This window comes from Bacteroides sp. 11BF, from assembly GCF_019633765.1.
Classification (GTDB): domain Bacteria; phylum Bacteroidota; class Bacteroidia; order Bacteroidales; family Bacteroidaceae; genus Bacteroides; species Bacteroides hominis.
In genome coordinates this window covers 99,777-112,387 of sequence record NZ_JAFKPJ010000001.1, presented here as the reverse complement: position 1 = coordinate 112,387, position 12,611 = coordinate 99,777, and the positions used below count along the sequence as shown (strand labels likewise).

Genomic DNA, 12,611 nt, shown 5'->3' with positions numbered 1-12,611 from the left:
GAAGAAATCGCACATTGAAGGCATTTTTATACCATAATCGTGGTAGATAAAGAGGTTATTAACTACATTTGCAGGCGAATAAAACATTATTGATATGAATAAACTTTTATACTGTTTCCTTTTATCATTTTCTGTCATGGCTGTTTCGGCATGTACCGATGATAAGGAAGAGCAGAATCTTCCCCCGGTTCCCGATTTCAACCAAATGACCCTGAAGGAAAATTTGCACAGTGACGGAGGCGATGTATACCGCACGGATACTTACGTATTCAATAACAATAAATTAACGACCCACACCACTGTACAGGAGTTCTACGGACAGAGCCTGACACACGAAGTGACTCTTTCCTACTCCGGCAACGAAGTGACGTTGACGGATGAAAACGGGAATACGGGTACCTATACTTTAGGAGATACGGGATATGCCACCGAATGCACTTATAAATTGTCCAGCCAGATCAGAAAGTATAAATTCACATATTCCAGCGAATATCTTACTCGGATCGACGAAGAAATAGACGGTACACCTTATTCTTCTGTGGAATTGGCATACGATAACGGAAATTTAAGCCATATCATAGCCAATGGCCAGCAAACCAATTATCAGGTAGGAAATACGAAGAACCTGTATCAGCTTCCCTGCCTACAGGTTTGTGATATTTACCCCCTGTCCCTCCACACCGACGCTATTTATGCCAGACTGTTGGGCACCCAGTCAAAGTATCTGATTATCGGAAACACTCCGGAAGGAAACGAGGAGGAATATACAAAATACACTTATGAACTGGATAAAGACGGCAAACCAACCGGAATCATAGCAAAGACTACCTCTACGGGTACTGTGATCGATATAAACGGTAATGCATACAATGAAACGAAAACAGATACGAGAACCATCAATATCAATATTGAATAAGAAGAACGGCTTTGCCTCTGCCCTCACGAAGTAGTGAAGTAATGCCCCATCCAAACCTACCCAGGCTTCATATACAGAGGGAAAAAAGTGACACTTATAATCCCAGAATACTCTTTGTCACCTGTTCCCTACTTCTTGGCAAAGAACTTACTGAAGAAGAGGATTTGATAATCAATGGAATTATTCCAGTATTTCCCGTTATGTTCACCGGGACGGGTAATAAAATCATGATTGATCTTGCGCCCCAACAACCGGTTATGAAAGTCTTTGTTTACATTCAGAAAAAAATCATCTTCACCACAATCAATAATCAAAGCGAGATCGCCATTCTGAATTTTATCGAGTTGATTGACTACCGTATGTTCATCCCACACCTTTTTATTGGAAGCCATTTCACCCAACTGTTTGTTCATACTCCAATTCTGCGGAAAAGGGCGGATATCGACACCTCCACTGGTGCTTCCTGCCGCTCCAAACACATCTTTATGACGGATGCCGAGCCACATAGCCCCATGTCCTCCCATACTGAGTCCGGCGATGGCACGCCCCTTACGGTCGGCAATCGTTTTATAATTCCGGTCAATATAACTCACTAACTCCGAAGAAACAAATGTTTCATACCGGTACGCCGGATTCTTGGGGCTATCCCAGTACCAACTGTCTTTCCCGTCGGGACATACAAAAATAATCCCTTTTTCATCTGCGATTTCCGGTAAGTTCGGTTTTATCTGAATCCAAGTCTTGGCATGGCCGCCATAACCATGCAACAAATAGAGCACAGGACACTCCACCGCCTGTTTTCCAGAAGCAACATCAGGAGTCACTACCACTACTTGAACCTCCTTATTCATAGAGGGGCTCTTCACCATCAGCGTATCCACTTTTGCAGCGCTAAGAGGTAAAGCGAGTAAGAGCAGACAAGCCAAAATAAAGTTTCTTCTTTTCATTTTTAATCTATGTTTTTTAGCGTTTACCTTTGTTAATCCCCCACTTCGGGAACAACAGGATTGAATTCCGCAACCGGTTTCTCAAAAGCTTTTCCACAGTGGCTGCAAATATATTCCCAATGATTATCTCCCGGCGGAACACCTGCCAGCATAGAAGCGATGGCAGCGCTGATGGCTTTCATCCGGTGCTCCTTTTTAAGAACAAACCTGATTTGATCCGAACCGCAGAAAGGACAAAACTTCTGTTCTTCAGGAATCATCTGATTCTGCTGTAACAATCGCACGGCCGCTTCGTAATCACAATCGGCCACCAAAACATCTACTCCGGAGATGTCACGGACATAACCTCGCAACAATGTCGACATATTTTCATTATGTAACAGAGAGTCGATGCCTTCGTTAGCAAGTGCTCCCTGAATGATATGAGCTTGAACGGCATCATTACAAGTAATCAGCTTTATGGTTTTCATAATTTATATTTAAAACTTCCCCACAAAAATAGCAGATAAAAACGAGAGGCAAAACCTTTTTTATATAACTTTGCACAGAATTCACAAAGTATATCGAAACCAGGCCAATGAAAAAAACTGTTTTCTTCCTGTTTCTTTTGGGCTTGCTCACGGCAGCCGGTGCGCAACCAACGCACAAAATCAAGGGGACTGTAATTGACAAAGCCAGCCGCCAACCACTGGAATTTATCAATGTACTAATCTTGGGGCTGGGACGTGGAGCGGTGACAGATGCTGAAGGGCACTTCAACATCCAGGAAGTCCCCCCCGGTATTTATCGCCTTCAGGCATCTGCGGTAGGATATAAAACGGTACTTACCCCCGAATATATTGTCTCCACTAAAGATCTTACCATCCAAATCGAAACGGAAGAGAACCTGACCGAACTGGAAGGAGTCACAGTCACCGCCTCCCCTTTCCGGCGTGATCTGGAAAGTCCTGTCGGACTACGTATCATCGGCCTGCAGGAAATCGAGAAAAGTCCGGGGGCCAACCGGGATATTTCACGCATCGTACAGTCATATCCGGGGGTTGCTTTCTCTCCGGCAGGATACAGGAACGACCTGATTGTCCGGGGTGGTTCTCCATCCGAAAACCGATTCTATCTGGACGGAGTGGAAATACCTAACATTAATCATTTCAGTACACAAGGGGCATCGGGTGGTCCCGTAGGAATCATCAATGCCGACTTGATCCGTGAAGTGAATTTCTATACCGGAGCCTTTCCTGCCGACAAAGGCAATTCACTCAGCTCGGTGCTTGACTTCAAATTGCGTGACGGCGACATGGAACGCAATTCACTCAAGGCGACACTGGGTGCCTCGGAGGTATCTTTAGCATCTAACGGACATCTTGGTAAAAAGACTTCCTATCTGGTTTCAGTACGGCAGTCTTACCTCCAATTCCTGTTCGATATGCTGGGCCTACCATTTCTGCCTACATTTACAGATGCGCAATTCAAATTGAAAACCCGTTTCAATACGACTAACGAACTGACTGTACTGGGGCTTGGCGGCATCGACAACATGAAACTGAACACGAAACTCGACGGAGAAAAAGCCGAATATATCCTCAGCTATTTACCTAAAATTCAGCAGGAAACCTTCACACTGGGAGCGGTATACCGTCATTATGCCGGAGCCCATGTACAATCTGTTGTTATAAGCCACAGTTATCTGAATAACCGCAACACCAAATATCTGAACAACGACGAAAGTAGTGCAGAAAACCTGTCATTGAAATTACGCTCGGTGGAACAGGAGACCAAGTTCCGGATAGAAAATGCCTCGACGTTCGGAAACTGGAAAGTAAATTTGGGAGCTAACCTGGACTATTCTCAATATACCAATACCACTTTCCAACGGGTTTATATCGATGGAGGCAAGACCTTCGATTATCATACCTATTTGGGATTTTGGCGCTGGGGATTATTCGGAACCATTAGTTATGCTACACCCGACGAACGGTTTACCACCTCACTCGGAGTACGGACTGATGCCAACAACTTCTCTTCCGGCATGAAGGGAATGTCCGATCAGTTGTCTCCCCGCCTGTCACTCTCCTACCGGCTGACGGATGGAGTCTACTTGAGCGGGAATGCAGGACTGTATTATCAGTTGCCTCCTTATACCGGATTGGGATTCAAGGATAACAATGGCAAACTGGTCAACAAATACCTCCGTTACATGAGAGTCAGTCAGGAAAGCATAGGGCTGAGTTGGCGTCCACGCAATACCTTCGAGTTATCTATTGAAGGTTTCTATAAAAAATATGATAAAATACCATTCTCTATTGTCGACGGGATACCTCTGGCCTGTAAAGGAAACGATTACGGAGTGATCGGGAATGAAGCATTAAGTTCTACCTCACAAGGAAGGGCATATGGAGCAGAAATACTGATGAAATGGCTAATAGCCAAAAAGCTGAATCTGTCCTCTTCGTTCACGTTATTCAAAAGTGAATACCGCAACAACAAAGAATCCGAATACATAGCTTCCGCCTGGGACAACCGATACATATTCAATATGAGTGGAACCTATAACTTTCCTCACAACTGGAGTCTGGGAATGAAGGTCAGTTGCATCGGCGGAGCACCCTACACACCTTACGATATTGACAAATCCTCTCTGGTGACGGCATGGAATGCCCAAGGACGGCCCTATTATGATTACGGCCAATATAATACGGGACGCTTGCCGGCCTTTGGGCAACTGGATGTCCGCGTTGACAAAACATTCTATTTGAAACGCTGTATGCTCGGTTTTTACATTGACCTGCAAAATGTGACAAACAGCAAGTTCCGCCAGCCAGACATATTGATGAGTACTGGAGTCATCGAAAATCCGTCGGCTCCGATAGCCGAACAACGCTATAAGATGAAATACATCTCTCAAAAAAGCGGAACTTTAATGCCTACATTAGGAATCACATTTGAATATTAAACACATAGACAACTATATTATTAATTACAAAAACTTACTAAAATGAAAAAGAGAATTGTTTTTATCGCAGCACTGTTATGTGGAATGTGCTTCACGACTGCCTCGGCACAATTTAAAATCGGCGGTAAAAAAATCAATGTAGGCAAAGTGGTACAGGCAGGAAGTGACGCAGCTAAAGTAATCACGCTGTCGGATGCCGACATTGCAGCTATGAGCAAAGAATATATGCAATGGATGGATACCCACAATCCGCTGACAGCTGCTGACAGTGAGTATGGCAAACGACTGGAGAAGCTGACCGGACACATCAAAGAAGTGGACGGACTGAAAGTAAATTTCGGTGTATACGAGGTTGTGGATGTGAACGCTTTTGCGTGTGGTGACGGCAGTGTACGCATTTGTGCCGGTCTGATGGACATTATGACAGACGATGAAGTAATGGCTGTAGTAGGACACGAAATCGGACACGTGATTCATACAGACTCAAAAGATGCAATGAAGAATGCTTATCTCCGTTCGGCCGTAAAAAATGCCGCAGGAGCTGCCAGCTCGACTGTAGCTAAACTGTCAGATTCTGAACTGGGTGCCATGGCGGAAGCATTGGCCGGTGCGCAATACTCTCAGAAACAGGAAACAGAAGCGGACGACTATGGTTTTGAATTTAGCATCAAACATAATATCGATCCATACGCAATGTACAATGCATTGAACAAATTATTGGAATTATCGGCCGAAGCCCCGAAAGAATCCAAATTCCAGAAAATGTTCTCTTCACATCCGGATACAGCCAAACGCGTAGCCCGCGCTAAAGAAAAAGCTGACGAATACACCAAGAATAAATAAACCCGGATACAACATTTTCTGATCCTATATAAGGCCGGCCCCGACATCCGGAGGGTCGGCCTCAACTTTTTTTGAAAAAATTCATTAATAATTTCGATAGATTTTGCATGAGTCCGTACTTTAGTGTAATTTGCGGTCATGAAACTATTCACATCTATATGGAATTCTTAATCATTATTCTTTTACTCGTACTGAATGGTATTTTTGCCATGTACGAGATCGCCTTAGTATCTTCAAGTAAAGCACGCCTTGAAACCCTGGTAAGCAAAGGAAATAAATCTGCACGGGGAGTACTGAAACAATTGGAAGAACCCGAAAAATTTCTTTCTACCATCCAGATTGGTATTACGCTGATCGGTATCATATCGGGTGCTTATGGTGGAGTGGCCATTGCCGACGATGTAGTTCCCCTTTTCGCTATGATTCCGGGAGCCGAACCTTATGCAAAAGACCTCGCTATGATTACCACAGTAGTCATCATTACTTATTTGTCGCTGATCATCGGAGAGCTGGTTCCCAAATCCATTGCTCTTAGTAATCCGGAACGCTATGCAACCCTGTTAAGCCCCGTCATGATTCTGCTGACTAAAATTTCTTATCCTTTCGTATGGTTACTCAGCATCTCTACCCGCCTGCTTAATAAGCTGATTGGGCTGAAAAGTGAAGAGCGGCTGATGACCCAAGAAGAATTGAAAATGATTCTGCATCAAAGTTCGGAACAGGGAGTCATCGACAAAGAAGAAACCGAAATGTTGCGCGATGTATTCCGGTTTTCGGATAAACGTGCCAACGAACTGATGACCCATCGTCGCGACCTGATCGTTCTGCATACGACAGACAGCAAAGAAAAAGTCCTTCAGACCATCGAAGATAAACACTTCAGCAAATACCTGCTGATCGATGATAATACAGAAGAGATAGCAGGTGTCGTTTCTGTAAAAGATATTATCTTAATGGTAGGCACCAAACAGGAGTTTGATCTGAAAGAAATCACCCGTCCGGCACTATTTATACCGGAAAGTTTGTACGCAAAAAAAGTTTTAGAGCTATTTAAGAAGAACAAAAATAAGTTCGGAGTTGTTGTTAACGAGTATGGCAGCACGGAGGGCATTATTACCCTGCACGACCTGACCGAAAGTATCTTTGGAGACATTCTGGAAGAGGACGATACTGAAGAAGAGGAAATCGTTCGCAGACAGGACGGCTCTTTGTTGGTAGAAGCTTCGATGAACATCGGGGACTTTATGGAAGAGATGGGAATTCTCTCTTATGATGACATCGAGTCGGAAGACTTTACCACATTGGGCGGACTGGCGATGTTCCTGATAGGACGCATTCCAAAAGCCGGAGATATATTCATTTATAAAAACCTGCAGTTCGAAGTAGTGGACATGGACCGCGGGAGGGTCGATAAGCTGCTTGTCATAAAGAAAGAAGAAGAAGAGTAGGAATAGCACTCACTTTTTATATTAATTTAAAGCACTTAACAATGAAAAAAGTAATTATGTTGGCAGCCGTTGTTGCTGCATTGGTATCCTGCCAATCAAAAGGAACAAAAGCTGAAGAAGCAGCCGCAGACAGTTTGGCAGTGGTTATGGAACCCACTATGGAAGAAACTCAGGTTTATGAAGGTGTACTTCCCGCTGCTGACGGTCCGGGTATCCGTTACGTGTTAACCTTGAACACACTGGCGAATGCGGCCGATACAACGTATACACTGGACGTCACTTATCTGGATGCCGAAGGCAAAGGTAAAGACAAAACCTTCACTTCTAAAGGAAAACCGGTGACAGTGGAGAAAACCGTAAAGAATAAAAAGAAAACGGCTCTTAAACTGAATCCGAGTGACGGAAGCGAACCTGTTTATTTCGTAATCGCCAATGATACCACCCTTACCCTGGCTGACGACAGCCTGGAAGTATCTGCCAGCGACCTGAATTACAACATCATTCGTGTAAAATAACACAGAAGTAGTTTAAACCCAAAACAAAAGCCACGCTATGTAATGTTAGCGTGGCTTTTCTCTTTAATTATAGAAGTTACTATTTAGCCAGCTTCTCAAAATACGGCAAGCGCTCCAGCGGAACATCTATTGTTATTGTTTTCGGACCTTTAAATACCTTCCCTCGATCATCTCTCCATTTACCTTTGGGCAGCATCACCGTACGGCTTGTCCCGGAAGTCAGCATCGGAGCAACCAGGTATTTGTCACCCAACATAAACTGGTCTTTACAATCGATAAATCCTTGATGGGGATACTGGTATTCCATGTGCCGAACAATAGGTTCACCCGTTTCGGAAGCATGCTTTGCCAATCCCAGAATATAATCTCCCATTTGTTGATGCAAATGGGCATACTTAGCACAAATCGCTACATTTTCTTTACTCAGGATGCGCCAGGGAGCCACGGAGAATTGCATCATCGGCATCAGGGCGTGTACCTGACAGGAGCGTACAATCAACTCTTCATCAAACTTCTTCACATTCAGAAAAGCACCAAACTGGCCTCCGCCTACCATGTCCGGACAAGTATAATAATGTCCCAATAATCCCGCAGCAGTCATATCGGGAATTAGCAACTGAGTCGCACGCCAGGAATAATCCTTATCGCCCAGCCTCTGTACCAATGCCTGACCACCCAACTTCCAGGCAGCACGCAATTCATTGTAGGGAAAGCTCAAACCTATCTCGGCCCATTTCTCCATAAAAGTATTCACATCGGCCTCTTTATCATGAAAAGCATATTCTCCTGTCATATAAGCAACGTCTCCACCATCAAATTTAAATCCGTCGATACCATATTTCTCCTGATTGGCTTTTAACTGTTGCTTCAGATGATTCATAGCCTCCGGATTCGTGGTGTCATAACAGGCACTGTAACCATTCCACCAATGGATGATGGCTGTACGTCCATTCTTATCTTTCAATAAATATCCCTTTGCTTCCAGTTCACGGAATTCAGGACTGTCCGGCGATACATAAGGAGCAACCCATAGCATTACTTTGAATCCCATCTTGTGCAGTTCGTCGGTCATTCCTTTCGGGTCAGGAAATCTTTCGGATTTGAAGTCAAAGTTACCATAATATCTCTGCCAGTTATCATCTACCATGAATACGCCTTGGGGAAATCCGTTTTCTACGGCTTTATGGGCATAATTCATAATGTCCTCCTGATTCTGATCATACATCAGTTCAATCCATGTATTATACTGTGGAAGAGAAAAGAAAGCAGGTTCCGGTATCTGTCCCGAAGGTGGAAAGTGTTTCGCCGAGGCTGCCAGTAAAGCTTCTTTCAGTGTATTCCCCGCTTTCACCGGTTCTATCTTTTCCGAATCCGAATAGATAATCAATTGTCCGTCTTTCACCTCAAAACAGAAAGGTTTCTCGGCCCATATATATCGGCCTTCGGAAGAAAGCATGAACGGAACTACCTGATTGTTCATATTATTACGTGACATATCCTGCATCCGCAAATGATCACCAAACGGCATCTGGTTACCTAAAGCTACGAATCCTCCCCACCATCTTTCATTTTTCAAGGGTTCGATCACTGTTTTCATTTTTTCCTGTGCCACTGCGCCGAGCAGTAGTCCGAATGTTACGAGTAATAGTAAAGTCGCTTTTCGTTTCATGATAGTTAGATTAATATTAAAAAAATTCTCAAGTGGCAAAAATAGATAAAAAGGTAGAATTAATGGTTTACCGACAAAGAATTATTTTTCCGGTTTATCTCTGCACGGATAGGCCCCAAATCAATTCTTTCATAGCCAGTACTCAAAAAAAGAATGTTATTCCATTCTTTTATTCTATTTTTTCCTATCTTTATCAGACAGTTACAAACATAATCTTAAAAAAGATGGAACAAACATTTAAAGCAAGAAATCCCAAGATAGGGCTTTGGTTGTTCGCTATAGGTATAGTAGCTTGCATTGTTATCAGTTTCATAACAATTCAGGCAATATGGATAGGCGCTGCATGCTTAGGTCCGAGTGCGACAATCTACTTTTCGCAAGCAACCTGTAGATACATCGTCAAAGAAAACGGAATGCTGCAAATTGTGAACGGCTTCCATCAAAAACGCTCTTTCAATCATATCACCAGTATCACATATACTCCCCATGCCTTGGGTATACAGAAAATAAAAATCATACATGCCACCGGATTTGTCATGGTAGACCCGGAGTCACCTCAGGAACTGATAAAAGCCTTGCAAGAGGTAAATCCCGGCATGACAGTAAGGAACTTTACCTGAAACAAGGTATAGCAGAAAATAAGAATAACCGTTTAACCAAGCTATAATAAGATGAAAACAACAAAAAAATGGACGGGATACTTATTCCTATGCCTGTTTTGTCTTCATGTATCTGCACAAAACAAAGACAGCCTTATCCAAAGGTTGAGCCAATACGCCTGTCTGATAGAAGATTTCTCAAAACATATTCCACAGGAGAAAGTTTACCTGCAATTCGATAATACCAGCTATTATCAAGGTGATGATATCTGGTTTAAATGTTTTCTGGTCACCTCCGATCTATACCCGGCCACAAACCTGAGTAAAACTTTATATGTCGAGTTATTGAATCCCGGAGGTGAAATAATCGACAAACGGATATTAAAAATAGAGAACGGTCAATGTCACGGAGATTTCACTTTAAACCAAATACCTTTTTATTCGGGCTTTTACGAGGTTCGTGCCTATACGAAATACATGCTTAACTTTGGGGAAGATATTATTTTTTCAAGACTTCTGCCGGTCTTCGACAAGCCCCAAACAGAAGGAAACTTCGCTGAAAAAGAGATGCGGAAATATTCAACAGGAAACTACCCGATGAAGCGCCCCAAACCGACAAAAGGCAAAAAAGTAAATTTAAAGTTCTTCCCCGAAAGTGGAAACCTGATTCAGGGAATAGAATCACAAATCGCTTTCGAAGCGACAGATGCCTATGGCAACCCCATAACATTGAGTGGTACTGTTATCAACGACGAAAAACAGGAAACAGCCCATTTCACCGCAATCCATGACGGACGGGGAGTTTTCAATTACACACCTACAGGTGATAAACAAAAAGCAGTCGTTGAATTCAATGGTAAAAAACACCAGTTTAATATGCCGGAAGCCCTGCCAGCAGGGTATGCGCTACATGTTGATAATCTATCATACACAGACAGTGTGGAAATTGCTTTGCAAAAGAATCCCAATACTCCCGCCACTCTATTGGGATTAGCAGTTATCAGCGGAGGAAAGCTTCACAAGTTTTGTCTGATCGACGTTGAAGGAAATGAAATCATTCGCTTCAAAATAGATAAAAGCAGATTAACACCCGGAGTCTCCCGTATCGCGTTATTCAATGGTGGCGGAGAAGTCCTGTCCGACCGTTTGATATTCATTCACCCTCAAAAACGATTATCTATAAAAGCACGGACAGACAAAGAAGCATACAATCCCTATGAATTAGTAAATCTGGAATTTACCTTAACCGGAGTTGAAATGCAACCGGTACAAAACACATTTGCTTTATCCGTAAGAGATGGCATGAATGAAGTGGAATCAGGACGCAATATACTAACCGACCTCCTATTAATGTCCGAGATAAAAGGGTATCTTCGCAATCCCGGCTATTATTTTGAAGCGGAAGACGACACACACCGCATGGCAATCGATCTGTTATTGAGGATACAGGGTTGGCACCGCTACTCTTGGAAGCAAATGACCGGAATTGAATCTCTCAACCTCAAATATGGTCCCGAAAGAGGTATCGAAACACGGGGACAGGTTGTTTCTTTCGTCCGGCAGCTTCCAAAACCCAACGTAGAAGTATCCTGCTTTTTGAAAAAACGGGGAGAAAATGAAGAAAACAGCAGCTTCATAGAAGCTATTATTACCGATAGTTTAGGACGTTTTTCACTGATATCGGATATCTATGGGAAATGGGACTTGATATTGGCAGTGACAGTCAACAGAAAAAAGAAAGATTATCGTATTCTATTAGACAGATTGTTCAGCCCTTCCCCCGCAAAATATCATTATGCCGATATGCAGGTGAACATCGCCAATACGAAAAAAGAAGAAGATACTATTCCGGATAAAGAAACAAATGTCTTGACAGAAGACGACATCGAAACCTTCTTTGCCGCCTATACAGATTCACTGGCTAAAGCAGGCAACCACGAAAAGAACTATCGCTTGAAAGAGGTGACCATCAAAGCTAAAAAAAGAAGTAAAGAAAAAGAGATTTACGACAGTCGTTCAAAATCAATAGCTTATTATGACGTCCATTCTGAACTGGACGACATAAAGGACAGCGGAAAATTCATCGGTGACGACATACACGAACTGATGCTGAATATGAATAAGAATTTCAGCCCTGTCCCACAAAGGAATTATCTATATTACAAAAGTAAAATGCCGCTCTTCGTTATCAATTATGAATGTACCCGACATACTGAGATGGACTATAATAAATACAAATATATAAGGCTTGAAGCCATCAAATCGATTTATATTACTGAAAACCTTTCTACTATTTGCCGGTATGCAGACCCACGGCTTTCGCCGTTCGATGTATCCGACTTATATGGTTGCGCCGTATTGATTGAAACCTATCCGGAAGGCAAAATACCGACAGAGGCAGGCAAAGGTGTCAGAAAAACATGGCTTGACGGATATAGTCCAGTCAAAGAGTTCTATCAGCCGAATTACTCTGTACTTCCTCCCGTTCCCGATTATCGCCGTACTCTTTACTGGAATCCCTCAGTTAGTACGGACAAGGACGGTAAAGCCCACATCCGCTTCTACAATAATAGCAGATGCCGGAAACTAAACATAAATGCAGAAACCATCACGACGGATGGGCTAATCGGAATATACGAGAATTGATTTTCTTATATACACTGAAATCTGTCTTGTATAAGATGGAAAAATTAAATTTATTCTTTGGTCCATCTCTGTATGCAG

General features: G+C 43.0%; 10 protein-coding genes. 7 read left to right on the top strand and 3 right to left on the bottom strand.

Going from position 1 to position 12,611, the window contains the following annotated elements; all coding sequences use genetic code 11:
• The first annotated feature begins 94 nt into the window (after positions 1 to 94).
• Positions 95 to 916, top strand: coding sequence for a DUF4595 domain-containing protein (locus JZY04_RS00475; protein WP_122143055.1), 822 nt, complete (start codon positions 95 to 97; stop codon positions 914 to 916).
• Between the two features lie 128 nt (positions 917 to 1,044).
• Here the strand turns inward: JZY04_RS00475 and JZY04_RS00470 are convergent, their stop codons facing one another.
• Together JZY04_RS00470 and JZY04_RS00465 are read right to left on the bottom strand one after the other, a co-directional pair.
• A complete protein-coding gene (locus JZY04_RS00470; protein ID WP_005818959.1) occupies positions 1,045 to 1,863 on the bottom strand; it encodes an alpha/beta hydrolase family protein in 819 nt (272 codons plus the stop codon).
• A 32-nt stretch (positions 1,864 to 1,895) separates the two neighbouring features.
• Positions 1,896 to 2,333 carry a putative signal transducing protein gene (locus JZY04_RS00465; protein WP_005809635.1) on the bottom strand — a complete coding sequence of 146 codons (438 nt, stop codon included), beginning with the start codon at positions 2,331 to 2,333 and terminating at the stop codon, positions 1,896 to 1,898.
• 107 nt (positions 2,334 to 2,440) lie between these two features.
• On the opposite strand from JZY04_RS00465, the gene JZY04_RS00460 reads away from it, so the two are divergent.
• The 4 genes from JZY04_RS00460 (at position 2,441) to JZY04_RS00445 (ending at position 7,619) form a co-directional block, all read left to right on the top strand.
• Positions 2,441 to 4,813 (top strand): TonB-dependent receptor, encoded by a 2,373-nt coding sequence (locus JZY04_RS00460; RefSeq protein WP_122143054.1) that lies wholly within the window; start codon positions 2,441 to 2,443, stop codon positions 4,811 to 4,813.
• 42 nt (positions 4,814 to 4,855) lie between these two features.
• Positions 4,856 to 5,656 carry a M48 family metallopeptidase gene (locus JZY04_RS00455; protein ID WP_122143053.1) on the top strand — a complete coding sequence of 267 codons (801 nt, stop codon included), beginning with the start codon at positions 4,856 to 4,858 and terminating at the stop codon, positions 5,654 to 5,656.
• A 158-nt stretch (positions 5,657 to 5,814) separates the two neighbouring features.
• Positions 5,815 to 7,104: a hemolysin family protein gene (locus tag JZY04_RS00450; RefSeq protein WP_122143071.1), complete on the top strand. Its 1,290-nt coding sequence runs from the start codon at positions 5,815 to 5,817 to the stop codon at positions 7,102 to 7,104.
• Between the two features lie 41 nt (positions 7,105 to 7,145).
• Positions 7,146 to 7,619 carry a copper resistance protein NlpE N-terminal domain-containing protein gene (locus JZY04_RS00445; protein WP_005776056.1) on the top strand — a complete coding sequence of 158 codons (474 nt, stop codon included), beginning with the start codon at positions 7,146 to 7,148 and terminating at the stop codon, positions 7,617 to 7,619.
• A gap of 79 nt (positions 7,620 to 7,698) precedes the next feature.
• Here JZY04_RS00445 and JZY04_RS00440 read toward each other — a convergent pair whose 3' ends face one another.
• Positions 7,699 to 9,288, bottom strand: coding sequence for a glycoside hydrolase family 31 protein (locus JZY04_RS00440; RefSeq protein ID WP_122143052.1), 1,590 nt, complete (start codon positions 9,286 to 9,288; stop codon positions 7,699 to 7,701).
• Positions 9,289 to 9,512: 224 nt separating this feature from the next.
• Here JZY04_RS00440 and JZY04_RS00435 point away from each other — a divergent pair, with 224 nt between their 5' ends.
• Both JZY04_RS00435 and JZY04_RS00430 read left to right on the top strand, forming a co-directional pair.
• Entirely contained in the window at positions 9,513 to 9,908 is a 396-nt protein-coding gene (locus JZY04_RS00435; RefSeq protein WP_122143070.1) for a PH domain-containing protein, read from the top strand.
• A gap of 51 nt (positions 9,909 to 9,959) precedes the next feature.
• Positions 9,960 to 12,533: a hypothetical protein gene (locus tag JZY04_RS00430; protein WP_122143051.1), complete on the top strand. Its 2,574-nt coding sequence runs from the start codon at positions 9,960 to 9,962 to the stop codon at positions 12,531 to 12,533.
• Positions 12,534 to 12,611 lie beyond the last annotated feature (78 nt).

Bases quoted from the DNA above. Each gene is read 5' to 3' on its own strand.
- JZY04_RS00470 (WP_005818959.1), bottom strand. From the start codon at position 1,863: ATGAAAAGAAGAAACTTTATTTTGGCTTGTCTGCTCTTACTCGCTTTA.
- JZY04_RS00445 (WP_005776056.1), top strand. From the start codon at position 7,146: ATGAAAAAAGTAATTATGTTGGCAGCCGTTGTTGCTGCATTGGTATCC.
- JZY04_RS00475 (WP_122143055.1), top strand. From the start codon at position 95: ATGAATAAACTTTTATACTGTTTCCTTTTATCATTTTCTGTCATGGCT.
- JZY04_RS00450 (WP_122143071.1), top strand. From the start codon at position 5,815: ATGGAATTCTTAATCATTATTCTTTTACTCGTACTGAATGGTATTTTT.
- JZY04_RS00460 (WP_122143054.1), top strand. From the start codon at position 2,441: ATGAAAAAAACTGTTTTCTTCCTGTTTCTTTTGGGCTTGCTCACGGCA.
- JZY04_RS00465 (WP_005809635.1), bottom strand. From the start codon at position 2,333: ATGAAAACCATAAAGCTGATTACTTGTAATGATGCCGTTCAAGCTCAT.
- JZY04_RS00430 (WP_122143051.1), top strand. From the start codon at position 9,960: ATGAAAACAACAAAAAAATGGACGGGATACTTATTCCTATGCCTGTTT.
- JZY04_RS00455 (WP_122143053.1), top strand. From the start codon at position 4,856: ATGAAAAAGAGAATTGTTTTTATCGCAGCACTGTTATGTGGAATGTGC.
- JZY04_RS00435 (WP_122143070.1), top strand. From the start codon at position 9,513: ATGGAACAAACATTTAAAGCAAGAAATCCCAAGATAGGGCTTTGGTTG.
- JZY04_RS00440 (WP_122143052.1), bottom strand. From the start codon at position 9,288: ATGAAACGAAAAGCGACTTTACTATTACTCGTAACATTCGGACTACTG.